At 36.9% G+C, this 24,884-nt stretch carries 24 protein-coding genes and 6 pseudogenes; 8 read left to right on the top strand and 22 right to left on the bottom strand.

What is annotated here, in order from left to right:
* Positions 1 to 639 carry an HAD family hydrolase gene (locus tag YN1551_RS09250; protein ID WP_010923736.1) on the bottom strand — a complete coding sequence of 213 codons (639 nt, stop codon included), beginning with the start codon at positions 637 to 639 and terminating at the stop codon, positions 1 to 3.
* A 78-nt stretch (positions 640 to 717) separates the two neighbouring features.
* Here YN1551_RS09250 and YN1551_RS09255 point away from each other — a divergent pair, with 78 nt between their 5' ends.
* Positions 718 to 1,287: a class I SAM-dependent methyltransferase gene (locus YN1551_RS09255; protein WP_012717619.1), complete on the top strand. Its 570-nt coding sequence runs from the start codon at positions 718 to 720 to the stop codon at positions 1,285 to 1,287.
* A gap of 93 nt (positions 1,288 to 1,380) precedes the next feature.
* On the opposite strand, the gene YN1551_RS09260 is transcribed toward YN1551_RS09255, so the two are convergent.
* Together YN1551_RS09260 and YN1551_RS09265 are read right to left on the bottom strand one after the other, a co-directional pair.
* Positions 1,381 to 1,911 (bottom strand): DUF1286 domain-containing protein, encoded by a 531-nt coding sequence (locus YN1551_RS09260; protein WP_012717620.1) that lies wholly within the window; start codon positions 1,909 to 1,911, stop codon positions 1,381 to 1,383.
* Positions 1,908 to 2,126, bottom strand: coding sequence for an SWIM zinc finger family protein (locus YN1551_RS09265; protein WP_012717621.1), 219 nt, complete (start codon positions 2,124 to 2,126; stop codon positions 1,908 to 1,910). Before YN1551_RS09265 ends, YN1551_RS09260 begins: the two co-directional genes overlap by 4 nt.
* Positions 2,127 to 2,288: 162 nt before the next feature.
* Between YN1551_RS09265 and YN1551_RS09270 the strand changes: the two genes are divergently transcribed.
* Positions 2,289 to 2,474 carry a hypothetical protein gene (locus YN1551_RS09270; protein ID WP_012952491.1) on the top strand — a complete coding sequence of 62 codons (186 nt, stop codon included), beginning with the start codon at positions 2,289 to 2,291 and terminating at the stop codon, positions 2,472 to 2,474.
* Positions 2,475 to 2,683: 209 nt separating this feature from the next.
* Complete coding sequence (gene ssh7a / locus YN1551_RS09275; RefSeq protein WP_009992021.1) at positions 2,684 to 2,878, top strand: chromatin protein Ssh7a; 195 nt, start codon at positions 2,684 to 2,686, stop codon at positions 2,876 to 2,878.
* Between the two features lie 210 nt (positions 2,879 to 3,088).
* On the opposite strand, the gene YN1551_RS09280 is transcribed toward ssh7a, so the two are convergent.
* The 8 genes from YN1551_RS09280 to YN1551_RS09315 all read right to left on the bottom strand — a co-directional run bounded on the left by YN1551_RS09280 (position 3,089) and on the right by YN1551_RS09315 (position 10,539).
* On the bottom strand, positions 3,089 to 4,756 hold the full coding sequence (locus YN1551_RS09280) for an FAD-dependent oxidoreductase (protein WP_012717622.1): 1,668 nt from the start codon (positions 4,754 to 4,756) through the stop codon (positions 3,089 to 3,091).
* Between the two features lie 117 nt (positions 4,757 to 4,873).
* Entirely contained in the window at positions 4,874 to 5,182 is a 309-nt protein-coding gene (locus YN1551_RS09285; protein WP_238527808.1) for an FkbM family methyltransferase, read from the bottom strand.
* A gap of 67 nt (positions 5,183 to 5,249) precedes the next feature.
* The gene (locus tag YN1551_RS09290) at positions 5,250 to 5,984 is read right to left on the bottom strand and encodes an IS1-like element ISC796 family transposase (protein ID WP_012715555.1); all 735 of its coding nucleotides are present in this window, start codon (positions 5,982 to 5,984) and stop codon (positions 5,250 to 5,252) included.
* Between the two features lie 222 nt (positions 5,985 to 6,206).
* Positions 6,207 to 6,479, bottom strand: coding sequence for a hypothetical protein (locus tag YN1551_RS09295; RefSeq protein WP_012713331.1), 273 nt, complete (start codon positions 6,477 to 6,479; stop codon positions 6,207 to 6,209).
* A gap of 53 nt (positions 6,480 to 6,532) precedes the next feature.
* A complete protein-coding gene (locus YN1551_RS09300) occupies positions 6,533 to 7,219 on the bottom strand; it encodes a class II glutamine amidotransferase (RefSeq protein ID WP_010923731.1) in 687 nt (228 codons plus the stop codon).
* Between the two features lie 37 nt (positions 7,220 to 7,256).
* The gene (locus tag YN1551_RS09305) at positions 7,257 to 8,057 is read right to left on the bottom strand and encodes a transcriptional regulator PaaX (RefSeq protein WP_010923730.1); all 801 of its coding nucleotides are present in this window, start codon (positions 8,055 to 8,057) and stop codon (positions 7,257 to 7,259) included.
* Positions 8,058 to 8,169: 112 nt separating this feature from the next.
* The gene (locus tag YN1551_RS09310) at positions 8,170 to 9,765 is read right to left on the bottom strand and encodes a benzoate-CoA ligase family protein (protein ID WP_012717624.1); all 1,596 of its coding nucleotides are present in this window, start codon (positions 9,763 to 9,765) and stop codon (positions 8,170 to 8,172) included.
* A gap of 69 nt (positions 9,766 to 9,834) precedes the next feature.
* Positions 9,835 to 10,539, bottom strand: a complete 705-nt coding sequence (locus tag YN1551_RS09315; protein WP_010923727.1) for a 1,2-phenylacetyl-CoA epoxidase subunit PaaC — start codon at positions 10,537 to 10,539, stop codon at positions 9,835 to 9,837.
* A gap of 101 nt (positions 10,540 to 10,640) precedes the next feature.
* Between YN1551_RS09315 and YN1551_RS09320 the strand changes: the two genes are divergently transcribed.
* From YN1551_RS09320 to YN1551_RS09330, 3 genes are all read left to right on the top strand, one after another.
* Positions 10,641 to 11,411, top strand: a complete 771-nt coding sequence (locus YN1551_RS09320; protein ID WP_012715998.1) for a 1,2-phenylacetyl-CoA epoxidase subunit PaaC — start codon at positions 10,641 to 10,643, stop codon at positions 11,409 to 11,411.
* A gap of 9 nt (positions 11,412 to 11,420) precedes the next feature.
* Positions 11,421 to 12,224, top strand: coding sequence for an enoyl-CoA hydratase/isomerase family protein (locus YN1551_RS09325; protein WP_012713327.1), 804 nt, complete (start codon positions 11,421 to 11,423; stop codon positions 12,222 to 12,224).
* Between the two features lie 114 nt (positions 12,225 to 12,338).
* Positions 12,339 to 13,496, top strand: a complete 1,158-nt coding sequence (locus YN1551_RS09330) for a peptidase U32 family protein (RefSeq protein ID WP_009989050.1) — start codon at positions 12,339 to 12,341, stop codon at positions 13,494 to 13,496.
* A 14-nt stretch (positions 13,497 to 13,510) separates the two neighbouring features.
* Here YN1551_RS09330 and YN1551_RS09335 read toward each other — a convergent pair whose 3' ends face one another.
* The 5 genes and pseudogenes from YN1551_RS09335 to YN1551_RS09350 form a co-directional block, all read right to left on the bottom strand.
* Positions 13,511 to 13,753 carry a sulfurtransferase TusA family protein gene (locus YN1551_RS09335; RefSeq protein WP_009989047.1) on the bottom strand — a complete coding sequence of 81 codons (243 nt, stop codon included), beginning with the start codon at positions 13,751 to 13,753 and terminating at the stop codon, positions 13,511 to 13,513.
* 307 nt (positions 13,754 to 14,060) lie between these two features.
* Positions 14,061 to 14,558: pseudogene (locus YN1551_RS09340) on the bottom strand (hypothetical protein); the annotation flags it as partial.
* Positions 14,559 to 14,566: 8 nt separating this feature from the next.
* A complete protein-coding gene (locus YN1551_RS09345) occupies positions 14,567 to 15,622 on the bottom strand; it encodes an ISH3 family transposase (RefSeq protein WP_012717625.1) in 1,056 nt (351 codons plus the stop codon).
* Between the two features lie 151 nt (positions 15,623 to 15,773).
* A pseudogene (locus tag YN1551_RS16610) lies at positions 15,774 to 16,013 on the bottom strand (hypothetical protein); the annotation flags it as partial.
* On the bottom strand, positions 16,006 to 16,911 hold the full coding sequence (locus YN1551_RS09350) for a hypothetical protein (protein WP_012717626.1): 906 nt from the start codon (positions 16,909 to 16,911) through the stop codon (positions 16,006 to 16,008). The gene YN1551_RS09350 and the pseudogene YN1551_RS16610, both read right to left, overlap by 8 nt.
* A gap of 213 nt (positions 16,912 to 17,124) precedes the next feature.
* Here YN1551_RS09350 and YN1551_RS15935 point away from each other — a divergent pair.
* Positions 17,125 to 18,075, top strand: a pseudogene (locus tag YN1551_RS15935) (IS1 family transposase).
* Positions 18,076 to 18,384: 309 nt separating this feature from the next.
* Here the strand turns inward: YN1551_RS15935 and YN1551_RS09365 are convergent.
* From YN1551_RS09365 to YN1551_RS09385, 5 genes and pseudogenes are all read right to left on the bottom strand, one after another.
* Complete coding sequence (locus tag YN1551_RS09365) at positions 18,385 to 18,756, bottom strand: PaREP1 family protein (RefSeq protein WP_012715994.1); 372 nt, start codon at positions 18,754 to 18,756, stop codon at positions 18,385 to 18,387.
* Positions 18,713 to 19,090, bottom strand: a complete 378-nt coding sequence (locus YN1551_RS09370) for a PaREP1 family protein (RefSeq protein ID WP_048050306.1) — start codon at positions 19,088 to 19,090, stop codon at positions 18,713 to 18,715. The genes YN1551_RS09365 and YN1551_RS09370 overlap by 44 nt, the downstream gene beginning before the upstream one ends.
* Positions 19,091 to 19,162: 72 nt before the next feature.
* Positions 19,163 to 19,270, bottom strand: a pseudogene (locus YN1551_RS17500) (transposase); the annotation flags it as partial.
* Between the two features lie 122 nt (positions 19,271 to 19,392).
* Positions 19,393 to 20,925 carry a hydantoinase B/oxoprolinase family protein gene (locus YN1551_RS09380; protein ID WP_012717627.1) on the bottom strand — a complete coding sequence of 511 codons (1,533 nt, stop codon included), beginning with the start codon at positions 20,923 to 20,925 and terminating at the stop codon, positions 19,393 to 19,395.
* Positions 20,922 to 22,856, bottom strand: coding sequence for a hydantoinase/oxoprolinase family protein (locus YN1551_RS09385; protein WP_012717628.1), 1,935 nt, complete (start codon positions 22,854 to 22,856; stop codon positions 20,922 to 20,924). Before YN1551_RS09385 ends, YN1551_RS09380 begins: the two co-directional genes overlap by 4 nt.
* Before the next feature lie 46 nt (positions 22,857 to 22,902).
* Here YN1551_RS09385 and YN1551_RS09390 point away from each other — a divergent pair.
* A pseudogene (locus tag YN1551_RS09390) lies at positions 22,903 to 23,705 on the top strand (IS110 family transposase); the annotation flags it as partial.
* A gap of 11 nt (positions 23,706 to 23,716) precedes the next feature.
* Here the strand turns inward: YN1551_RS09390 and YN1551_RS09395 are convergent.
* Positions 23,717 to 24,763, bottom strand: a pseudogene (locus YN1551_RS09395) (ISH3 family transposase).
* Positions 24,764 to 24,884: the final 121 nt, after the last annotated feature.

A 24,884-nucleotide genomic window follows, 5' to 3' on the forward strand; every position in this document is an offset into this window, starting at 1 on the left:
TTAGAGATTTTTCGTGACCATTGGAATTATCTCTCTTAAATTCCTTACCTTTTCCTTGATCTCTGGATAAAAGTCGTATCTGTCCAACAATATCGCATCTACATAGCTTCTCCTAGCTCCCACGTAATCAATTTCATATATATCCCCTATATGCAAAGCTGGATATCCTCCCTTTAAAATTGCAATGGCGAAGATTTTAGGATTAGGCTTAACAATACCAATCTCGTGAGATAAGACTAAGTCATCAAAGTACTTTACTAATCCCAATTCTTCCAACAACTTTTTGGTCCTAGGTGATGAGTTGCTTAATAAAATTAATTTAGTGTTGGTACTTCTAATAGTTTCTAAAAATTCCATCACATCATCATATATGAACGCTTCCCCGTCCCTTATATCAGAACCCCTTATATGGCTGATCAATCTATCACTTGGAGGAATATTCAAATTATATAGGAATTCCTTAATATCAGTTGGTTGGGAATAGTTATTAACAGCCATGGCTTTCACATAAGCTCTGAAGACCCTTCTAATGTCAACATCATAACCGTGTTCTCTCAGAATAGTTTGTAATTTCTCATAAAATGCTGGTTTAAAACCAACTAGCGTGTTTCCAAAGTCTACGAAAATCGCTCTATACACATGTTTTCACTAATTTTTAAGGTTATATACTTTTGTTCCCCTTTAAATATTGGGAAAAATTTAATTAGATAGAGAGAAATGTACACATTAATGAGCAAAAACGATAGATACATTAATCCACTAGTTCTTGATAATCCTTTAAGGTCTTTGGTTTCACCTCCTAATAGGATACTATCAAGATTCGTGAAATATCTAAAAGAAGACTACACGGTAGTGGATTTGGGATGTGGTCCTGGGTTCTTCACTACAATCCTCGCTAGAATTGTGAAAACCGTTTACGCAGTAGATCCTGACGAGAGGGCAATAAGAAGATTAAAGGAAAAAGTCCAAAAGTTGTCTTTGAATAACGTTATACCGTATGTAGCTCCAGCTCAAAAACTGGAATTTATTAAAGATAAAAGTATTGACTTTGTTTTCTCTAACCTAATGCTGTGTTGTACTTCAGACCACAATGGCGCTATAAAGGAAATTAAGAGGATTCTAAAGGATAATGGTTTAGCTTACATAAGCGTTACAAGAAGCTTTCTCATAAAGGATAAAATGGATGTTAGTGGAGACGAATGGAAGAAAATACTTGGTCAATTTAAGATAATAAGAGAAGGAAAGAATTTAATGGAGAGATGGGCTGTAGTGCAACAAATTAGTTAATATTAAAGATGTAGACCCGAATGGATAAGCGTAACTCTTGCCTTTTAAGGCGTGGAAGATATCAGAAATAGCTTTTTCTTAAAGGCGAAGCTCTCAGAGATAAGCCAGATATATCATTACGGCACCAGCTATTATTGCTAAACCGTTTGCTAAGGGGTTATCATATCTGAAATGTGCCAAGGCAAATCTTTTCCATCTACCGTATTTTTTAACGTAAATTCCCCTTTCCGTAAATACGTCCAGGAACAAATGAGAGGGCCCAACAACTACACCATTTAACAATATTAACAACACCACCTTATTGCTAAGGGAGAAATAGTACTCGTGATAGCTAAACCCATTATAATAAATCAATAAGAGAATAAAGACCGGGACTACGGAGACAATACCCCAAACTACACTTCTAGGAATTGTATGGGTTAAAGGTGTCCTTACCGGGATATACCCATACCCAGTGGCAATCTCCTTATGGCCAATCCTATCAATCAAGGAATTACCTATTACCGAAACTATTCCGCTCAAGATTAAAGCGTAGTAAAAATATTCATGAAAGAGTACAGAGTCCAGAAGCGTCAATAAACCGGTTGAGAAGATGTAATGGGTTCTGAGCCTCACAAGATTCATACCCTCTCCTCGCTTATAAATCTCACCTTATTTTTAGCAATTGCTATGTGTTTGCATTTTCCTCTCATTGCAAATCCCTTGCAACTACACGAATAATTGATTACGCTTTTATCCTTGTACACTATCCTTACTAGGTATGACTCTAATGGGTTCCTCTCAGATTCCATCGCTATGTAATAAGTGTTCCTAGTTATTCCAATCAAGTATGGGTACATCTCATTATCGTTTCTTCAAAAAAGAATTAGATCCAGTACACTGAAAGTATTATTCATTGAAGATGGGAAAGTATTCCTAAGGTTTTATACGTTTTAACCCTTTTAACTTATGTTAGATAAGTTTATAAATTAGAAGACTTATATATAGTTAGGGTGAAATATATGATAGGTCTCAAAATTAGTCATAAGAAAGAAGATAAAAAGAATGACAATTCTAGAGTTAACACTCCCATTACTTACGACATGGCTAGATTACCAGAGGAATACTTGAGAAATGAGTTTCCAGAAGAGTGGCGTTCATTGCAAAAAGAAAAGAAATCTTATTATGGTTGGATCTGGTATTCCTAACCTTAACTAAAACCTTTTTAAATTTCTATCTTCTTCTAAATTAAGCTTTTTGAATGTTTGTTATTTAGAACCTATATTTCTGAAAATAAGTTATATTCTTCTCTTAAAGGATTAACTCTTTTTAGTCTTATGATATTACCTTAAGTTATACTTTAGTTAAAACCGTAAAGTATATTTAAGAGAATAACATAAGGATATCTTGAAGAAATATGGCAACAGTAAAGTTCAAGTATAAGGGAGAAGAAAAACAAGTAGACATAAGTAAGATAAAGAAGGTATGGAGAGTCGGAAAGATGATAAGCTTTACCTATGATGAGGGTGGAGGAAAGACTGGTAGAGGAGCAGTAAGCGAGAAAGATGCTCCAAAAGAGCTATTACAAATGTTAGAGAAACAAAAGAAGTAAGCTAATGAATGAGTATTAAAAGCTAAATTCTTTTTGTTTTTCTTATTTATATCGTTGTTTTGTTGAGCAAATATTGTGTTTGGTCTGATAATTAGCAAAATAAAATAGTCGTTTCCGACCATATTCTTCATAAGTTTTAAAAAGAGTTAACACAATATGTCATTTGAATGATTAAAGTGGCCAGGACTGAAAAAACGTGATGAAATGTTTTTAATATGACTTGAAAGTTCTACCTAACCAATAACCTCTTTGTATAGCCTTACCAATACTCGGCTGGTCATCAGCAATATTATGTATTTCCACGTCAAACTTCATACTATTTTTTTCCTCTAAGAACTTCACACCAACTTCACTTAACTCCTTTCTTAGGAGGTACTCCCTAGTTCTATCCAATCCCTTAAACGATCTCTCAGTAATGTAAATCTCATTATATTTAGCTAGCTCAAACGCATAGTCATGATAAACGTAAAGGTTAGAATCTATCAGCAATTTTTCTCCCTTGACGTCGGGCATTTTAGGTATTTCATAGTCAGGTATAGCCATTATACAGTCAGAGCACTCAATCTTAGAGTTAAGCTTAACCTCAACATTAAGTCTCTTTAACTCCCTCTCATAGTAATTAATTAACTCTTGGAACTCCTTAACTTTCCAAGGATCCTTGTAAAGTAGGAACTGTCCTCCTAACTTATTGTTTTGCTCATATAAAGTTACCGTGAAGCCCCTCAAAGCTAAGACTCTAGCAGCTTCTAAACCCATTACGCCTCCTCCCACTACAATAACCTCTCCCTTGCCCTTCTCTAATGGTGGTAACAACTCCCATCCTAATTCGGGGTTGACATCACATCTTACCTCTTTATATACAACCCCTCTACATGTCTGATTACACCTAATACATGGTCTTATTGGTAGATCCCTTTTAGCTTTCTCTAGCCAATAGGGATCGGCTAATAATTGTCTTCCTAATACAACGACGTCAGCAATTTCTCTCGCCTTAATCGCATCTACTGGAGTTATCACAGATCCAACAAGAAATATTGGAATATTAACTGCATCCCTTACTACCTTTGCCTCTTCAAGAAATGCCAATCTCTTATAGTAGTATGGCATGCTGGAACCCAAAGGACCATCTCTTCCAGCTGATAAGTGAATATAATCTATCCCAGCCTTCTCCAACTTTTTACCTATTTCAGCAACAATTTCTGGAGTTAAGCCATCATTGTCGAATTCGGTTACACTGATTCTTATACCTACAGTGATTTTAGCTTTTTCCTTTATGCCCTTAAGGATTTCCTCTATAAACCTTACACCATCTTTGTACTCATCATTCCTCTTATTTGTCGCGGGAGATAAGAATTGGGCTAATAGATACCCATGAGCTCCATGAAGTTCTATTCCGTCAAATCCAGCCCTCTTAGCTCTTATTGATGCGTCTATGAAATCGTTTTTAACCCTCTCTATATCCTCCTTAGTCATTTCCCTTACTTCGTCCATTATAGGAATGGGAGAAGGGGCTATTGGTTTGTTACCCCAAATTATATCCTTTCTAGTCTTCCTACCAACGTGAACTAGTTGCACAAAAATCTTACTTCCCAAAGCGTGAATTAACTCAGTTAACCTCATGAACTTTGGCGTTAACTCATCTGAATCCATTCCCAGTTCGTTAACTGATCCCCTAGCGTCTACGTGATTAACGTATGTGTATTCTGTTATTATTAACCCAACTCCTCCCTTAGCTCTCTCAGCTAAGTAAGCTATATGAGCATCACTAGGATAACCCTCCGGCGTACCTAGATTACTGATCATTGGTGACATGGCTATTCTATTCTTTAAAACAATATCTCCAATTCTTATTGGTTCCAGTAGCTTCGATAGATCCATGAGGGATATTAGAATGTGATAGTTAAAAAGTTAACTGTAAGGCTCTGTATTTTCATAGAAATACTAAATCTTAGATGAATGTAATATATAAAAAGTTTTTTAACTATTCAATAATTGCTATAAAGCTCTCTTATATAAGAAATTTCCAATATTATCATAAGTCATGTAGACTTTAACTAGTTTAAATCCCTTTGCACGTAATAACGAGTTTATATCTTTTTCTAACTCCTTCCTAACTTCTATCAAAATTTTATCAGTTATATCTAAGGTATTCGTGGTTCCTTTCAATACTTCCAATTCACCACGCTCGACATCAATCTTTAATAAATTTACCTTTTTTAGGCCAAGAGAGTCTAAAGTAACTGCGTCAACCACAATCTTGTTACCCTTACTCTCATAGGCTGAAGTCATGTCATCATATTCCACCTTTAGTAGTTTGGTATATCATTCATTTATTTTAGGAAATCTGTTAAAATACCTGATAGTGTCGTCGTTAAGCTACAAATTCTGGGATTAACCTTCTCTCCCATAAGACTAGGGCTATGGAGTACATCATGGTGCGAATGCTCCTATTTACTGCCTTCGTTGCTCTCTTGAATCTAATTAGCCTATCCCTTAATGAGGAATGAAAGGACTCGTTCGGGTTAACTGGCGAGACAACCGTGTGGTCTTTCAACCAGAAGTACAAGTTATAATCATCGCTCACCCATCTACCCTCGTCAGGCAAATACTTTTTGACCTCAAGGAAAGTACTCTCATCCCTATCCCCCACAGAGTAAATGAGGTAAACTCCCAGCTTCGTGTACACGTAACAAGTGAAAACCCACTTGTAAAAAGCCCTAGCATTCTTGTACAAGTAAGTCCACATCTCATCAACAACCTTAGCAACAACCTTACCCTTGACCAGCTCCTTAGCCCTACCCCACAACTCAACCAACTTCTCATGCTTTTTCCTACCATAACGCTTAATCCAAGTGAAAACAGTACCAAGAGGTACGTTAAGCACCCTAGAAATAGCCCTCATACTCATACCATTAGCATACATTCTCAAAGCCTCCTCCCTCAACTTCCTAGAATGATGATGATAACTAGCATCACCCAAGAAGTACTTACCACAATCCCTACACAAAAACTTCTGCCTACCCAAAGGCCTACCACACTTAACAACATGATGACTACCACAAGAGGGACAAGAAACGTCTTGCCTAAATACAGGCTTCCTACCCATAAGTAATACTCGTTATACAAATATAAATAACTTAACGACGACACTACCAAATACCTCAAGTTAATGTATGTTTTAAAATAGGAATAATATAGACGGGAAATTTGAAGGTTTAACGTTAAGATATTCTCTTAATGAGGGAGGTTTGGTTTTTAACTCCTCTATTCTCAACGCAAACTAGCCTCTTCCATCAATTCCTTTAACCTTTCGGCGTGGTTTTCCATCTTAAACTCTTAGCAATCTCCCATATATGAGTTCAAACTCATTTTCCTCCTCAAAAATCTCATTTATACTATCCAAGGCTTCCTCCCAATCCTTAACGCCAAAACTCTTATCCTTTATGAGCTCCTTACTTCCTAAACCGCCATTAACTATAATTACTGGTCCTCTCATCATATCTCTTGCCTCTATTATTCTATCTAGATCTACTGTTGCGACACCTTCCCTATTTTTAGCGTAAATACTAAATTTAGCGTTAATATTTCTAGCCTCTTCCAAAGATACTCTAGTTAAAACCTAACTCCAGAGTATCCTCAGTAAAATGTTACTCATTATAGCTCTCCCAGATTACCGAACTTAACCTCCTCACCTTTTTCACAACCAGTATAGGCTAAAGATGAAGAGTAGATAGCACCTTTATTAAAATATAACTTATAGTACTCTTCCTTTCTTTTTATCCTATCCTTTCTATAATAGTTATAGAAGTAGATAGTAGAGGATCTATCAATCCTATTTATCTCCATGATTAGCAGATTTAATGCGGATTGTGTAACGTCCTGCAACTTGTCAATCTCTTTAATGCTGTATGTTGCAAAATATTTGGCAACAAGTTCTGAGTCTACCATTAGCATGGGGTCTATTCCTAGTACATTACCCAATTTGTATTTATCGACACTACCATTATGGGCTAAGAATAGTATTGATTTTGGAGTACTTTCTAAATAAGGATGGGAATAATAGGGGGAGATTAATCTCTTATCACTGGCTTGCCTAGCGTGAATTATTACTTTCATTTCACCATCTAGCAAGTTTAGGATTTTCTCTAGATTTTCGTCCTTAAATATTGGGAGATGGCTTCTGTAATGTATTAAATTATTACTAGCAATTGCCACAATTCCCCAGCCATCCCCATGGGTTTCATTGGTTAATGGGTCATTTAGTGATGCCTTAGCTAGGCAATTCGTAAGTCTCTTTAAGTACTCCTTATCATCTCCATGGTATGCTAACATTCTACACATGTTATTTTAATAGATGATGTGAGGGGATAAAAATGTTTCATGGTTCATAAACCTTATAAAAGAACTCGTTAGCCTTAGGAGTAAGTTCCTCCCTTAATTTCATAAATAGATCATATGCTGTATACCCTATCCAATTTGGAGGTAATAAATCCTCAGGTAAATCTGGATCAATGTTTAAAAATTTTCTATATTCGTGGACAAGTAGTATCCTAGTTACGAACGCCTCATTACTTTTTAGACTACTTACCTTTTCTAGTACTCCAGTCCATTTTTCTAAGAACGCTCTATAAGCTTGTTCAACTTCAGATAAATTCCAACATTTTTCTACTAGTCCCTTAGGTTCTCCTAGATAATTTGCAACGAAAATGTCTACTTGTATACCATTAGATGAACCATAGTGATCGTTAATGAAATTCTTTAAGGTATCTTCAATTGGGTTTGGTGAGATCCACGTCGATTGGGCTAACATACCAAATCCAAGCCACTTCAGCTCTCTCCTTAACTTATCTCTTAGTTCTCTATTGTTCTCTGGGATATTATATACTACTATCCTCCACTTATTATCCCATCTTCTCCTAACTTTTTCATAAACCCTCCTAGTTCCTTCCAATAATCTTAGCATACCTTTTTCTGATAATTTGTAGCTAACTTTCCTATTTTCTCCTTTTATTCCTACTATAAGTCCTGCTTTCTTCATTCTATGTAATCCTGCCCTTATTGCTCCTTCGGAAAATCCAAATTCCTTAAAGATTACGATTAGACTTTTAGAACTTATCGTTCCTCCAGAATCCTTCACATAATCTCCATAGAGTGTAAAGAACAATGACTGTATCTTCATTAATAATAACCTTTAAATTAATACTAAAAAATTTTCTTAGTTGTAGCAAGTGTTATAAAGCTCATCGACATGTTTACAAAGGATTAGTTTCTTTTTTAACTGTCCTTATAAATTATTTGATCTCCCCTAGCCTAAACTTATATCGTTGTATCTTACCGGTTGCAGTCTTAGGAATTTCCGTAATAAACCTTATTTCTTTAGGAACCTTATAATGGTCTAATTTTTCCCTAAGGTAATTCCTTATCTCCTCAGCTAATTCACTACTTGGCGAATACCCTTGTTTTAGCGTAACAAACCCAACTACCCTTACTAATCCTACTTCATCTGGAATACCTACAACTGCAGCCTCAAGAACTGCAGGATGTGATAATAGCGCAGATTCCACTTCTATTGGAGAAACCCATAATCCCGAAGTCTTAACCATATCGTCAGACCTTCCAACGTAGTAATAATATCCCTCGTCATCTCTGTAAAACTTATCTCCAGTTCTAAACCAAGATCCCATCATGTTCTTTCTAGTACTTTCGTAATCATTCCAATAAAACATGGCTACACTATCTCCTTTTACGTAGAGATCCCCTATAGTTTTAGGAGGAACCTCATTGCCATCTTCATCTACTATTTTAACCTCATATCCAGGGACTGGTTTCCCAGTACATCCAGGCTTAGAATTACTTGGAATGTTAGAGATATATATGTGAAGTGCCTCAGTGGAACCAATACCATCTAGAATTTCTACGCCGTATCTCTCTTTCCATTTAATATATATTAACGGGGGTAAGGGTTCTCCAGCAGAAACGCAAAATCTTAAACTAGTTAAGTTGTAATTCTTCCAATCCTCTACATGTAGCATTGCGTTATATAAAGTAGGCACTCCAAAGAAGATAGTAGGCTTGTATTTATGTATGGTCTCCAATACCCTTCTGGGTTCTACTCTATCTGGCATCAGAACTGTCGAGGCACCGTTACCAAAGGCGAAGTAGGATCCATTTCCTAATCCATAAGCGAAAAATAGTTTAGAGGCGCTGAATAGTCTATCTTTTTCACTGATTTTGAGAACGTTTTTCACATAGGTATCGAGAACAACTAATATGTCTTTATGTAAGTGAACTGCTGCTTTAGGATGTCCCGTAGTCCCTGACGTATAGAGCCAAAACGCCATATCGTTTGGAGAAGTCTTTTCAGCTTCTAAGTGAGTGGAGGCTGTAGAAACAAGTCCATGATAAAAACTCAACTCTGCCTTGTGATTATGATCCTCGAAAGTGATCTTCTGCGTTTCTGATATACTGGGCAAAATTATAACATGTTTAAGTTTATCAGCTCTACCTTTAAGGTATGGAGATAACTTGGGCCAAATGTCTGGTTCAATTGCCAATACCTTAGCTCCAGTATCCTCTAAAAGGAAAAGATACTCCTCTGGTTTTAAATAAGTGTTAACTGGTACCGGGATCGCACCAATTTTCATGGCACTATAGAAAATCGATATAAAGAACGGTGTATCATACGCTATTATCAATATTCTATTTTCTTTCTCCACTCCTAATTCCCTTAGGGCATTACCTACCCTATTTATTTCCTCTATTACCTTGCGATATGACCAAACTTCATCTTTATAATAAATTGCTATTCTTTTATCTGCCTCACTATTTTCCCATTTTGAAAACAACGCATCAGTTACATTTAAAATTCTACCATACTTAGCAGTCATTATTATTTAATTTTTTAAACCAATTTATATAGTTTACGCTGTTAATCTAGTACGTTAAAATCTCGCAATTTATTTTAGTACAATATTATAGTGGAGATTTTTATCGTAGTTTACTTCAACAAATCCAAAATTCCTCATCTCATCATTAGTCGATCTTACGTAGTCTTCAATGAGTTTATCACTTATCAATTCGGAAACGTTAAGGTCTCTAAGATGAACCTCATTTAGGGATTTCACTTTATATAGCATCTCTAAGGCTCTAGGGAACCAGAAGTTGAGCGCAGCTTGTAACCTATTCTTATTCTGATAGGCCTTCAATACGTTTTTAGAGAAAAATAAATGGCTCTCTTCCTCCTTAATCATGCTAGAGGCCAAATTGGCTAATGGTTCAAATGAACAATCCTTAATTACTCTCAACTGATATAACCCAGCTCTATCTACTAGAAATACAAACGCTATGACATCTTCCCAGTTAAATAGAGGCATATTAGATATATCCAACATATGGATTCCCAATCTAGCTTCTTCAATTTTAACTACTCTATCCTTAACGTTAAACTCTTCCAGTAATCTCACTAGTTGCCAACCATGATTCAGCTCATCTGAAACTAGCTTAGCCGTAAATAATCTATCATCTACTGTTGGCGCGTTAACTAGCCAGGGTGAAATTTGTTCTACCATGCCTAATTCGAAGTCTGCCCTTAACACTATTATCTCTATTAAGGTGTTTTTTAGATCTTGTGACAGTTCCCTTACACTGTTAAATTTTTGCATAGTAACTCATTAAGTATCTATTTTTTAGAAACTTTTATGCTTTTCGCTTTTTTCTTTCTACGTACAGAAAACGTTATATACTTTTAAGTACAATTGGTATAATGATGGTAGTTGTGGAATACAAAAAGCCTAAAAGAGTCGTTGGATGGGGAGAGTATAAGGGATTAAGAAAGTTTGAGTCAATTTATGATCTTCCACCAGAAGCAGTTAAAGTCTTATTTAAGCTATTGTCAGTTCAAGGGGATACAGAATTTGCGTCAATAGAGCAGCATATGCCTTGGTTAATTCATGCACCAAAACTATCTGATAGGGTAACTATCTCGAGAATTATGGTAGATGAGATGAGGCACGGATGGCAAGTAATTCAGATATTAAAGGAATTCGGTGAGGAGGGAAAAAAAATAGCTGAAGATCTACTATCTAGGCGAATGGGTAGACATAAGCTCGACGCATTTAATATTCCATTCAATATGTGGGAAGATACCTTAGGCTTCACCTTTTTAATAGATAGAGTAGGAATGTTCCAGCTATTAGCCTTTGAGGATTCTAGTTTTGGTCCCTTATCTAGGATAATACCCACCATGATGATGGAGGAGGAATTTCATATCAACTTTGGATACACTGGTATTAAGAAGCTAGTTGAGGAAGGCAAGAGGGATTTAGCGCAGGCATTAATAAATAAGTGGTTCCCTAGAGGCTTGGACATGTTTGGCCACTCTAAGTCGATTACAATAGATTTAGCATACAAGTATGGGATAAAGAAAATGAGGAATGATGAAATGAGACAGTTATACATTAAGGATATTAAAGAACTAATTACTCCTCTAGGTTTAGAGTTACCAGATATAAATAGGAATAGAAGGGTATATTAGGTGAGACTGATGGGCTTAAGTGAGTTAAATCCAAAGTACTTCAAAATAGAAGTCGAAGACGGAGTAGGAATTATTAAATTAAATAGATCTCCAGCAAACGCACATAATCTTGAGATGTTGAGGGAATTAGATAATATAATAGTTGAATCGAGATTCGACCAAAACGTTAAAGCCATACTCATAACTAGTAATATTCCTAGGTTCTTCTCTGCAGGATTTGATATAAATGAAATAAAGGATAAGTCCCCCGAGTATATTGGATTATCGAGTCAGTTTAGTAAGGAGGTTATGCTTAGGATGATGTCCACTAAGAAACTAATAATTGCTAGCATAAACGGGCATTGTATGGGAGGTGGGTTAGAACTTGCGTTGGCGAGTGATTTAAGATTTGGAGCTAACGATGAAAATATAAAATTTGGTATGCCAGAAGTAGCCAATTTGGCCCTAATACCAGGGGAGGGTGGAACACAGTTTTTAGCTAGGTTAGTGGGTAGATCTAAGGCAATATACTTAATAGTAACCGGAAAGACGCTCTCTCCTAAAGAGGCCTATGAACTCGGAATATTGGACAGATTAATAGAACCCGAAAAACTATTTGAAGAGTCCTTTGAATTTGCAAGACAAGTGGCTAAAGGTCCATCATTAGCTGTAGGATTTACGAAATTAGCGGTAAACGAAGGAATGGATTTACCTTGGTATAATGCGTTTGCCCTAGAAAGGGAAATGCAAAACCAAGCGTTAGCGTCAGAAGACGCTAAGGAGGGAGCTAGGGCGTTCTTTGAAAAAAGGAGACCAGTATTTAAAGGGAAATAACGACCGCTGGATGTGAAGTTCCTAAATAACTTTTTCCTAATAAACCCCGTTAAACTATTTCCCACATGTTTTTCCTTAGCCAATCTTATTTAAATGGAAAAAGTCTGATATCATATGAAGCTGGTAGTTGCTACAAATTTCGATGATTCCCTATTGGAAGAATTAAAAAAGTATCCAGAGGTTAAATACATTTTTGGAAGTTTTAAGAGGACAATAACTGGACACGGTAGGGCTGGTTTTATCATACCCGATATTAAGGAAGAACAGTTCAAGAATCACATTAGTATAGCACATTCTTATGGCATAAAATTTCTTTACACAATGAATACTAACACATTATTAGGCAAGGAATATGACGCAGAATTTATTGGTAAAGTAATGAAAGAGATCGACAAGTTAGTAAGTCTAGGAGTTGATGGTTTCATAATAGCAGTACCCTTTCTTATTAGGCTAATAAGAAGTGAATACCCTGACTTAGAAGTATCAGCCTCATCGTTTTCTAGAATTCACAATGTGAGGGAAGTTGAGGAGTATGCGAATTTAGGTGTAAACACTATTATTATGCATGAGGATGCAAATAGGGATTTCAAATTATTAAAGGAGATTGCTTCATTATCTAAAACTAATAAATTCGACGTGGAGTTAATACTCAACAATTCTTGTCTTTACGGTTGCCCGTTTAGGCTTACACATGACGGAATTTCATCAATTACTTCTATGGTAAACGGAGTAAATGACGTTTGGTTTGAGTATCCTATATTATTATGTGCAACTGATGTCTTAAACGATCCAGTAAATTTGATAAGGAGTAGGTGGATTAGGCCAGAGGATATAAAATACTACGAGGAGATAGGGATAAATAGGTTTAAGATCGCTGGGAGAAATAAAAAGACAGAATGGATATTGAACGTGGTTAAGGCTTTTACCGAGAGAATGTATGAAGGAGATCTCTTAGATCTTGTTAGCTACCCTCAAGGGAGAGCGGCAACAAAGGCTATTCAGATGGTTAATGGGCCATCATCCTATTCTGTACTAACTAAAGTGAAGATAGACAATACAAAGTTCCCTGAGGGATGGATAAAGTTCTTCCTTACCAACGATTGCGATACGAGAAGTTGCAAGGAATGTAAATATTGTGATATCATAGCTGAAAGAGTAATTACAATAGATGGAGAACCATTTAAGACTGACAAATGGAATATAAGGCAATCCTATCCTATCAATTTAATACCAAAATTTAAAGAAAATGGTATAAAAAAAGGAAATCAATAATTACTTACTCCTAATTATTTCATTCTTTTAATTAATATCCTTGTTACTCCTCCTTGTTGTTGTATGTCAACTACTTGGTTTCCGGTTCTCCTAGCCCACGCTTCAATGTCAGGTTTCGCAGCAGGATCAGTTGCAAGTATTTCCAAAACCTCACCAACATTTATTTGCTTAATTGCCTTTGCAGTTTCTAAAACTGGGCCGGGGCAATACATCCCCCTAGCATCTAACGTCTTTGCAATCCTAACCTCTTGAGACATAATATAAGATTCTCCTTATGGTTTATAAAACTTCTTATATATGCAAATTTTTTTAATTTAGTACCTCTTATCCCATTAATCGAGTTATTTCTTACTTTCTCTGAATATATTTAGTGTCGATTGTATTTATAAGTCATGCAATTTTTCTAATAGACTAGTACTCTGATATTTATAATTGGCTTTAACTTAGGCTCAGGTTAGAGACCCAGAAGGTAGAATGCTTAGTCATTTAACTTAGGGAAAAGTTGGGGGAAAAAGGTAACAACAGCGAAAGTTTTGCTCAGATCAAATACTTCCCTTATAGAAACTAGATGGTGAGAAATATTCTTGATAAAGTATAAGTTATCATTAACAACACTACAAAGAGTATATCCTTCTTTGATCCTCTCCTGCCTAATTCCCTTATTTCCTTAGGAGATTTCAGCTTTTCTCCCGGTATTAGGTATCTAGTTGACGGCTCAATTAACGTTATTAGAGTGATTGGGTTCTTTAAACTCAGCACTATTAGTAGAACTAATGAGATAACCCAACTTATCTGTACAACCCTCCTATCTAGTTTCCTATACGGTATCTTATATTCCACGTATAATGCGCCAGTAAAAATGTAGAGAAGCCAGTATATTGATGGTATAAGGAAGAAAGGGTTATTAATGAATAATCCCCATACAATCGATATAGATGCTTCAAATGCAGTACCTATTACGTTCCCCCACATGGTGTATTTTGTAAGATATAATGTCAATGTGAGTAACATTAGCACTAACGGTATCGAAACGTAGACTATCCTTATCTCGTTATACGGTAGACCCAAAATCACCTCCTTGAAAATAAATCTATAGTGTAAATAAGTGTTTCAATTACATTAAATGTAAAATTCTCTGGATTGAATAAATCAGGAAATAAAAGAATTAATAATAATCTAAACTCCTCTCTCCCCACCTCCCCCTTGAATATGGTATATAAGGAGTAGAGTACAAGGGCCAGCACGAAGATCAACGTGCGGAAAACAAACTTGGTGGAACTGGTGAATGGAAGAAAAGCCTTAATGTTCCTATAAGAGGTCTCTATGGGACCCCTTACCTTATTATACAAATCCAACACTTCCCTCTTGGATAGGTCTAGGTTAGTAGCCCTAGCAAAATAAACAAGACTCTTCTTCTTTCTCCTCACTTTTTCCTTGCTGTACACGAGAAGCCTGAACTTGACCTGCTCATCCCTCCTATGCCTCTTACTATTAGTTGTGTAATCCCCGTCAAACTCCTCATAAACCTTAACGTCCCCAACAGGCACAGCAACTATATACTTAAACTGTGAAATGAAATTGAGCACATCAACAGTATAGAAACCAGCGTCAAGAGTTATCAACCTTATCTTGAACCCCATCGCGACGACTTGCTCCACGAGGGCCTTCACGATCTCTTCCTTAGTCATCCCCTTGACTTGAGTGACGAAGGCCAGTAGGAGCACTTTCCCATTAAACTTTGTCGTCGCAGTTGCGTAGTTCCAAGAGTTTCCCTCCTCCGAACTCCCGAGCCCTCCCACCGGTCTCCCGTACCAGGTCTTGGTTGTCCAGTCTATTGAGACGTCTATCTCCCTTACTCCCTTCAGTACCTTCAAGGATATCTTCCTGGCGCTTTCCAAGAGTTTCTCAATAACTTCCACCCCTTGCTCCTCCACGTAATTCCTCACGGTCTGTGGGGACACGCCATACGCCCTCGACTTGCTTTCCACCGAATCGTTCCATAGACACGCTGAGATGAGGGTTCTCGCCACCTCTTCCCCTTTCTTTCCCTTGAAGTTCAGCATGGAAAGTAATTTATATCCTATTTGTTGAATGTTATTTTGGTGAGGGAGACCGGATGTTACCATCTCACTTACTCACGTGGTAATACCACATCTCCCTCACCTTAAACCCTTTCTTCAATTGAATTCTTAATACTCATATAAATCCTGTTATCTATCATGAATCGATATTATTCTGTCAGAATTATTTTTCATAATACGATTTTGGGTCTACCGTATAAGGGAGAAATACATAAGGGATAATCGGAGGTTTCATTACCAGAATGTCCTTATATCCTATCTTTAAGGACATAATTTTAGGTTGTAAATATTACATTATAGGTAAAGTGTAAGCTATTATTGGAATAAGTACCAATGCCTTTACTAAATTAACACTGAGGAACGGTAGTAGAGCAACTACATAAGTGAGTACTCCTAGGAAATATAACGCATGATTTCTAACTTTACCTCTATTCATTTAGCCTCACCACTTGTTTAAGTGTTAATACAAAAAATGAAAGTATTCCAATTCCTTGTAATGGAGAGGCCAATAAAAGAATTGGTATTGATAATCCGAAATTGTACAAGAACCTCATTGTTAAACCAACATTTAACAAGATAAATGGAATATATGAAGGTTTTACGTGTATCCTTCTATTGAAGGCATTGACAAACAAATCCATCATTACTACATCAACTCCAAATACTGTGTTGAAGAGAAAACCCACTGCTATTGCGTGAATGTATATATCATAACTGAAAACTAATATTGACGCAATCAAAAGATATATCCAAGCAATGCCCAAGTGGAGAATCGGATACCTCCTTCCCTTAAATCTGTATAACCCAGAAGCGTGAAACGATAAAATCCACGCTAAAATCATTAAAATACTACAATTAGGGTAAATTCCCATCCCAATAGCTAATAGTATGAAAGCCAATACGTTTTCCCAATGTCTAGCAATTTTTACTCCAGTTACAAGGGCGATATCTCTATCCATCACTGCCAAAATCATGCTAGCAGGGAATATTAGGTTTATGTAAGGTATTGCACATCCCAATCCAAGTTGGAACGCTACTATAGCAGATGATATCATGATAGAGTAAAATAGTAACCAATTGTAGGTTGTAGGTGACAAGCCTATTTTTGATACACCTAAGTATTCCTTTGAATGATAAAGGAGGATTCCCATACTAAGTAGGATAGAAATAAGTCCCAATTGTTGACTAAGGAAAAGGAATGAAATTGAACCTAAGATGGCAGACGATAAATAAACTGCTATTAGCCTATTATCAGCAGTTTTTCCACTCCATTCGACACTTAATGCTACCAATACTTCGTTTCCTATTAAAGCACCAAAAAAGCCATATATCATTATAAACCTCTGATTCACAATAAAAATTTTGAATAAGGTTAAAATTACAATACTATACTTTATTAATTGATAAATCTTGTGGCGGGGGGTGTTCTCATGCAGTCATCTTATTCGATATTGAATAGTAAAAATATTAAATATATGTTAAGATTATAAGTCTTCGTGAGAAAACTTCTTGTGTGAGGGTGACGAGATTGTATAGGGGAGACGAGAATGGACCTCGTCACCCTCACACAATTAATAGTATTGATTTTAGAGAATTTAAAGGTTAAGCCTAGAAAACACGATCTAGAAAGGATCTCAATGGCAATAGCTGCATACTTGTTGGGAGTGCCAATAACTAAGCTTGGAATACCGCCATCAACAATTTATTACTACACTAGGAAATTGGGTGTAAGGAAGAGGAGGGAGATTAGGCCAAACTGTCCATCTTGTAAGTCGGACAAGGTGATCAAGAATGGTTCATCAAGAGGTAAGACAAAGTACAAGTGTAATGTCTGCAGAAGGACTTTCTACGATGCTAATAGTCATGGGATGAGTAGGGAGCAAAAGGAGAGGATCTTGAAGGAGTACTTGAATAGGATGAGCATGAGGGGAATAGCTAAAGTTGAGGGAAAACCTTTAACTACAGTTTACAGTCTGATAAAGAGAAAAGGAATAGTGGCATACGTTAATTTATTAGTCCTATAAGAGCAACTAAAAAGCTTTACCGCAAAAGTCACGGTATTTGACGAGAGTTGGACTTACCTTAGGGTTAGGCATGGTTCCAAGAGGGAGAACTTGTGGATTTGGAATGCCTTAGCTGATGGTTTACCCTTCTTTACTACGGGTGATAGGGATTATAAGACTTTTAGTTTTCTCTTGAATTCTCTGCCTAAGAGTGAGGTTAATTACACTGATGATTACTCTGTTTATCAAGTCCTTGACAATCACGTTGCAAGTAAGAAGTACACTTATACGGTTGAGAGTTATAACTCTTACTGTAGGGCTCATTTGGCTAGGTTGGCTAGGGACACTAGGGCTGTCAATAGGAGTGAGAGAATGGTTGATTATAGTCTTGCCTTACTTAATGTCATGTATCCAGTAATTTATTCAAGGGAGAAGACTCCCTTGAACGAGGCTTACTTGAGGGGAGTACAGAATATTAGAGAAACTCTGATATAATTTTACTATAAGTTCTCGAATAAGATGACTGCATAAGAACACTCCCTTGTGGCGAATTGAAAATAAATTTACACTTTATATAATTTATACTGAATTAACAAAATTGTTATCCACACTCCCTTTGGAAGAGATAAATTTTTAATAAAATATCTAAAAATAATTATTTCATATAATATATAGATAAATTATGAGTAAACACTTAAAGAACAATTCAAAAGCAGTTTATTCTTACTAGTAATATTTTATGTTTAGTATTATCAAGTATAGAAGAAAGGTTAAGGAAAAAAGCTATAATTAGGAGTAAAATCCTTAACTATTAATGGCAAATATAACTAGTTTCTTAACATCTTCCTTAAGTTTTTTAACTTCCTTCTCGTTTAAACTAAGCTCATGGAATCCTTCCACATGAAGAGTCCATGCGCTTTTCCATAGAATTAGTATTTCAGGATTATTACTTCGTAATAATTTGGAAGCTTTAAACAAGTTTTCGCTTTCCCATCTTCCCTTGCTCTCAACATCATTTATTATTTCTTTTAGGTTATTTTCTATAACAAGAAGCTTTATAGCCTCCTCAGCAGCCTTATAATACTTCTCACAAGCTTGAACAAGATCACCCTTAGATAAAAACTCCTCAGCCTCATTTAAGAACTTTAATGCTAAATCTTTGCTTGGCCTCCTCAATTAGCGTCTTAATGTCTTTCTTATAATTCTCTATTAAATCTTTATCCATAAATTTCCTTGCAGTAAAAAGTGTTACCGCTGATGCCCACATGTCTATTATATTATCTCCAAGCTTATAAGACAGTTCAGTTACCGCATCATTTAATGTCTTAGAATCCCACCCGTGCTCTTCTGCCTCATTTATTATTTCTTTTAGGTTATTTTCTATAACAAGAAGCTTTATAGCCTCCTCAGCAGCCTTATAATACTTCTCACAAGCTTGAACAAGATCACCCTTAGATAAAAACTCCTCCGCTTCCTCGTAATATATTTCTGCACTAGTACTTATACTCATTACAATAAACATTATAAAACACACTTTTAACTTTTTCTGACAAAGAATGACAAGCCTCACCCGGACGGGGTTTGTGTATTTTCTTAACTCTGGGAATTTCTTCAAGACTTGTCTGGCTGATTTCCCCTTGAAGTAGTTTGCTAGGTACGATGGTGAGTATCTGGGTGGGCAGTTTACGAAGCATAGTAAAATTATGAAAGAAAATTAACTTTTCTAATTTTATAGCCATAAACTGTTACTTACATGCCTCTTATAATTTAAAATGTTTAGCTAAAATTGAATGAAAAAAGAGTAATAGATCACTATTTCTCGCTTCCATATCCTCCTCCCCCTGGGGTTTCAATTATTACCTCATCTCCCCGATTTAAAATAGTGGAGAACTTACTGGGCATTTCCTCTACAACATTACCCTTTCTGATAATTGTAACCCTCCCTGGCTTTCCGTTCTCTCCTCCCTTTAATCCCCAAGGTGGAACCTTAAATCTTTCAGCCATTATTGAGAGCTTAGTTTTCTCTAAAACCTTAAATGCTCTTATTATTCCATCTCCTCCCCTATACATACCCTTTCCTCCGCTTCCTTCTCTTATTCTATATGTAGTGAAAAGTATTGGATAATGCCTTTCAGCTATTTCTATGGGAGTATTTAACGTATTCGTCATATTTACATGAACCCCAGACACTCCATCCTTATTTGGTCTTCCCCCCGTACCTCCCCCTATAGTCTCATAGTAAGCCCAATATTTTCCCTTATAAGTGCCCCCCATCATTACGTTCATCATGGTACCAGAGCTTGCAGCTGGTACTGGAATTGAGTGTGAAAACGCTTTAAATGTGACATCTGCAATCCTCTGTGAAGCTTCAACGTTTCCTCCTCCGACTGCTGCAGGCTTTAATGGATTAACTATAGTACCCTCTGGTGCTATTACCTTAATTACGCTATAAAACCCCTCATTAGTAGGAATGTCCTTCCCTATTAAAGACCTAACCACAAAACTCACTGCAGAAAAAGTAACACCGTATACTGCGTTAAATGGAGCTTCAACTTGATTATCAGTTCCATTAAAGTCTGCAATTATTCCCTTATCACTAATAGTTATTTTAACCCTTATTCTCTTTAAAGTATCCAATTCTAAGTAATCCTCATCCTCAAATGAACCCTCATTCCATTTAGAAATTTCAGAAAGAGCTAAGGATCTTCCGTATTCAATTGATTTTGCCCAGGAAGATAAAACTCTATCTAAGCCGTATTTATCTATTAGCTGCTTTACTCTCAATACACCGTTTAAGTTAGCTGAGATCTGAGCATTTAAATCACCTAAGGATACTTCTGGAACCTTAAAGTTCTCTCTAACAATCTCAACTATCTCCTCGTTTAGCTTACCCTTCTTAATTATCTTTACTGGAGGTATTACAAGTCCCTCCTCATATATTGTAGTGGCATAAGGGTTTAAACTCCCTGGAGAAGGTCCTCCTACGTCTACATGATGAGCTTTATTAACAACGTATCCTATGAGTTTACCGTTATAATAAATAGGGGCTAACAGCATTACGTCATTTAAGTGAGTACCAGAAATGTAAGGGTCATTTAATATAACCATATCGCCCTCTTCTAAATTAACGATTTTCAGAGTATTCTTAACTCCTACACTGAATGAACCTAGATGAACGGGTATATGCTCAGCCTGAGCTATGATATTTCCCTCAGCGTCTAAAATGGCACAACTGTGGTCCATTCTCTCTCTAATATTAGGTGACATCGCCGATCTCTTTAACATAACTCCCATTTCTTCTGCAATAAATTCAAAAGCCTTATGAATTATTTCCCAACTCGTCATTCTCTCACCATTATAATTGAATCATCTACTAAAGCCTTCCAACCTGGCTTGACCACGATAGTAGAGCTATACTCCTCAATAATTGCCGGACCCCTTATTTCAAATCCCTTAGGTAACTTCTCCCTAACGTAGACCTCTGTATTAACCCAATCATCTTCTATTAGAACCTTTCTAATTTCCTTAGGTTTGTTTTCGTTCCCAAATGTAGGTGATATTTTTGGCGTAACTCTCCTTCTAATTGCGAACACCCTTATAGTAACTATCTCTATTTCCCTATCACTCATAACGAAACCATATGTAGCTAAATGTTTATCCTCGAACACCTTTCTAATTTCATTAACGTTTTCTGGAACCTGAATTGTCAGTTCCCATCCCTGCCCCTTATATCTAACATCGGCATATCTAATGAAGTAATCAACCTTTTTGAGCCTTTCAATTAATTTATTTTCTAACTCCTTGAAGTCCCTCTCTAAGTCTCTAGGGTAAGATTTCCTAGCCTCAAAACGCCAGTCAGCAAGTAAAAGTCCTAATGCACTAAACAGTCCAGGATAAGGTGGAATTATTACCCTTTTTATACCTATCTCATCGGCTAAATATAACGCATGTTGAGGACCAGCCCCTCCAAAAGCTATAAGAGAGAAATTTGACGGATCTAAGCCCCTCTCAACAGTAACTAACCTTATAGCCCTAGCCATTTCTAAATTGACTAAATCTAACGCGACTTTACTTACCTCATATGGATCACCTAGTCTAGATAAGCCCTCTAAGGCCTTCTCTTTATAAAGTTTCATGTTTCCTCCTAATAATTCCTCTCCAAGTCTACCTAAGACTAAATTAGCATCAGTTATCGTTGGTTTATTTCCCCCTTTGTTATAACATATCGGTCCGGGATCTGCACCAGCACTTATCGGTCCCACCCTTAAAGCGTTAGCCTCATCTCTCCATATAATCGTACCTCCTCCAGCTGAAACTTCTGCTAAGTCCACAAAGGGAAACCTTATCGGGTACCCGCTACCCTTAACCACTCTACCGTGATGAACCTCTCCTCCTACTTCATACTCAGAAGTTATCTCGAATTTGCCGTTTATTACGACTCCCGCTTTTGCTGTAGTCCCTCCCATATCAAAACTTATTAAGTTCTCCTCGGGAAGGAAACTGGCTGACGCTATCACTCCAGCTGCAGGACCAGATTCTATTAATTGGACGGACTTATTTAAAGCCTCATTAATATCTACTAGCCCTCCAGAGCTTGACATTATATAAAAATTATCAGTCGGTAAAGAAGACTGGATATTTTCAAGATAAGAGGAGACTATTGGCATTAAAGCTGCATTAATTACCGTGGTAGAAGTTCTTTCGTACTCTCGTGGTTCTGGAGCTACTTCTGAGGATATTGAGATATACTTAAAATATTTCTTTAAGACCTCCTTAGTCTTTAATTCATTATGTGGATTAATATAAGAGTGTAAATAACTCACTGCTACGGCTTCGGCTTTTATCTTGCTTACCTTTTCCACTACCTCTATCTCATCTACCTCTTTTAAAATTTCACCATCTGCATTAACTCTCTCATCTACCTCTATTCTTAACTCTCTGGGGACTATTTGGTTAGGTTTTTCGAAATACAGATCATACAATCTAGGCCTATTTTGTCTCCCTATTTCTATTACATCTCTAAAACCTTTAGTAGTAAGAAGAGCAGTTCTGGGAATGTTAAGATTCTCCTGCCCTAATAAAGCGTTTGTAGCTAATGTCGTGGCATGCACTACCTCCTCTACCTCGCAGTTTAAGCCTTTTATTACATTTTGTATTACCTCACCAGGATTTCTGGGATTAGTTAAAAATTTTATCGTACTAACTTCACCTACCTCGGAGAGTATTATGAAATCAGTAAAAGTTCCTCCAATATCGATTGCAACCTTACACTTCACACTTCATACTCACGATATTAGTATTAAGGTTTTTCGGGGAACTTACATCACTAGTATTTCCTATATAGGCGTGACTCACCCCTACCGTCGGACTGAACATTGTGATAAAATTCACGAATATAGGTGTGACAAAGAGGTAGGGGTAATAGGAATAGATATATCAAAAGAACATTTAATAACTAGCAGGGGGAGGGTGAGAAGATACGAGAACAGTAAGAAGGGTTATGAGGAAATCCTCAAGATGAAACCTTGCACAATAGTCCTAGAGCCTACCGGAGTATATGCAATAAAGCCTTCACAATACTTCAAGGAGAGAGGGATAAAAGTACCACAAGTCAGCCCAAACGTGTTATCAAGAGAAAAGAGTTTAGGGGAAAGAAAACAGATTTTTACGATGCAGAAAAATTAGAAAACATGGTTAACAAGGCTAAGGAGTACGATTACAACCCCTTAAAGGAAATGACAACACTCTTCCTAAAGGACATAGAGACGAAATACAAGAATAGGTTAAAGAGGGCATTATTCTTAGTAAGTGATAACGATAAGGTAAACAAGGATAGGTTGGAAAGACTTGCGAAAGGAGATTTTAAACGAGAAGAGTTCTACCAACTTGAATACACGCCAATAGTGCTTGAGGAGATCAAAATCTTGGCTAAAAACCTCCTTGAGATTCAAGAGAGGTTGAAGGAGGTTAGGAGGATGATTGAGGGGCAAGTTCCTCAAGATCATGTCCTATTGACTATACCAGCTGTTGGGAAGCTTGCAGCTGGTATTGTTGGTGATATTAGGCGTTTTCCTAAACCAGAGTCCTTTGTGGCTTATTGTGGTTTAGATCCCGTAGTTGAGCGGTAGACCCAAAATCACCTCCTTGAAAATAAATCTATAGTGTAAATAAGTGTTTCAATTATATTAAATGTAAAATTCTCTGGATTGAATAAATCAGGAAATAAAAGAATTAATAATAATCTAAACTCCTCTCTCCCCACCTCCCCCTTGAATATGATATATAAGGAGTAGAGTACAAGGGCCAGCACGAAGATCAACGTGCGAAAAACAAACTTAGTAGAACCAGTAAATGGAAGAAAAGCCTTAATGTTCCTATAAGAGGTCTCTATGGGACCTCTTACCTTATTATACAAATCCAACACTTCCCTCTTGGATAGGTCTAGATTAGTAGCCCCAGCAAAATAAACAAGACTCTTTCTCCTCACTTTTTCCTTGCTGTACACGAGAAGCCTGAACTTGACCTGCTCATCCCTCCTATGCCTCTTACTATTAGTTGTGTAATCCCCGTCAAACTCCTCATACACCTTAACATCCCCAACAGGCACAGCAACTATATACTTGAACTGCGAAACGAAGTTGAGCACGTCAATCGTGTAGAAACCAGCGTCAAGAGTTATCAACCTTATCTTGAACCCCATCGCGACGACTTGCTCCACGAGGGCCTTCACGATCTCTTCCTTAGTCATCCCCTTGACTTGAGTGACGAAGGCCAGTAGGAGCACTTTCCCATTAAACTTTGTCGTTGCAGTTGCGTAGTTCCAAGAGTTTCCCTCCTCCGAACTCCCGAGCCCTCCCACCGGTCTCCCGTACCACGTCTTGGTTGTCCAGTCTATTGAAAGATCTATCTCGTTGACTCCCTTCAGTACCTTCAAGGATATCTTCCTGGCGCTTTCCAAGAGTTTCTCAATAACTTCCACCCCTTGCTCCTCCACGTAATTCCTCACGGTCTGTGGGGACACGCCATACGCCCTCGACTTGCTTTCCACCGAATCGTTCCATAAACACGCTGAGATGAGGGTTCTCGCCACCTCTTCCCCTTTCTTTCCCTTGGAAGTTCAACATGGAAAGTAATTTATATCCTATTTGTTGAATGTTTGGTGAGGTAGACCGGGTGTTACCATCTCACTAACTCACGTGGTAATACTCAATCTCCCTCACCTTAAACCCTTTCTTCAATTGAATTCTTTATACTCTTATAAATTTCTTTATCTTTTATAAATTCGATATTATCCTATCAGAAAT

This window comes from Sulfolobus islandicus Y.N.15.51, from assembly GCF_000022485.1.
Classification (GTDB): domain Archaea; phylum Thermoproteota; class Thermoprotei_A; order Sulfolobales; family Sulfolobaceae; genus Saccharolobus; species Saccharolobus islandicus.

Excerpts from the sequence above, each read along its gene's own strand:
- YN1551_RS09260 (WP_012717620.1), bottom strand. The coding sequence starts at position 1,911 with ATGAATCTTGTGAGGCTCAGAACCCATTACATCTTCTCAACCGGTTTA.
- YN1551_RS09290 (WP_012715555.1), bottom strand. The coding sequence starts at position 5,984 with ATGGGTAGGAAGCCTGTATTTAGGCAAGACGTTTCTTGTCCCTCTTGT.
- YN1551_RS09270 (WP_012952491.1), top strand. The coding sequence starts at position 2,289 with ATGATAGGTCTCAAAATTAGTCATAAGAAAGAAGATAAAAAGAATGAC.
- YN1551_RS09325 (WP_012713327.1), top strand. The coding sequence starts at position 11,421 with ATGGGCTTAAGTGAGTTAAATCCAAAGTACTTCAAAATAGAAGTCGAA.
- YN1551_RS09305 (WP_010923730.1), bottom strand. The coding sequence starts at position 8,057 with ATGAAGATACAGTCATTGTTCTTTACACTCTATGGAGATTATGTGAAG.
- YN1551_RS09320 (WP_012715998.1), top strand. The coding sequence starts at position 10,641 with ATGATGGTAGTTGTGGAATACAAAAAGCCTAAAAGAGTCGTTGGATGG.
- YN1551_RS09265 (WP_012717621.1), bottom strand. The coding sequence starts at position 2,126 with ATGTACCCATACTTGATTGGAATAACTAGGAACACTTATTACATAGCG.
- YN1551_RS09335 (WP_009989047.1), bottom strand. The coding sequence starts at position 13,753 with ATGTCTCAAGAGGTTAGGATTGCAAAGACGTTAGATGCTAGGGGGATG.
- YN1551_RS09370 (WP_048050306.1), bottom strand. The coding sequence starts at position 19,090 with ATGAGTATAAGTACTAGTGCAGAAATATATTACGAGGAAGCGGAGGAG.
- YN1551_RS09315 (WP_010923727.1), bottom strand. The coding sequence starts at position 10,539 with ATGCAAAAATTTAACAGTGTAAGGGAACTGTCACAAGATCTAAAAAAC.
- YN1551_RS09350 (WP_012717626.1), bottom strand. The coding sequence starts at position 16,911 with ATGATATATGGCTTTTTTGGTGCTTTAATAGGAAACGAAGTATTGGTA.
- YN1551_RS09300 (WP_010923731.1), bottom strand. The coding sequence starts at position 7,219 with ATGTGTAGAATGTTAGCATACCATGGAGATGATAAGGAGTACTTAAAG.
- YN1551_RS09280 (WP_012717622.1), bottom strand. The coding sequence starts at position 4,756 with ATGGATCTATCGAAGCTACTGGAACCAATAAGAATTGGAGATATTGTT.
- YN1551_RS09345 (WP_012717625.1), bottom strand. The coding sequence starts at position 15,622 with ATGGTAACATCCGGTCTCCCTCACCAAAATAACATTCAACAAATAGGA.
- YN1551_RS09255 (WP_012717619.1), top strand. The coding sequence starts at position 718 with ATGTACACATTAATGAGCAAAAACGATAGATACATTAATCCACTAGTT.
- ssh7a (WP_009992021.1), top strand. The coding sequence starts at position 2,684 with ATGGCAACAGTAAAGTTCAAGTATAAGGGAGAAGAAAAACAAGTAGAC.
- YN1551_RS09330 (WP_009989050.1), top strand. The coding sequence starts at position 12,339 with ATGAAGCTGGTAGTTGCTACAAATTTCGATGATTCCCTATTGGAAGAA.
- YN1551_RS09380 (WP_012717627.1), bottom strand. The coding sequence starts at position 20,925 with ATGACGAGTTGGGAAATAATTCATAAGGCTTTTGAATTTATTGCAGAA.
- YN1551_RS09310 (WP_012717624.1), bottom strand. The coding sequence starts at position 9,765 with ATGACTGCTAAGTATGGTAGAATTTTAAATGTAACTGATGCGTTGTTT.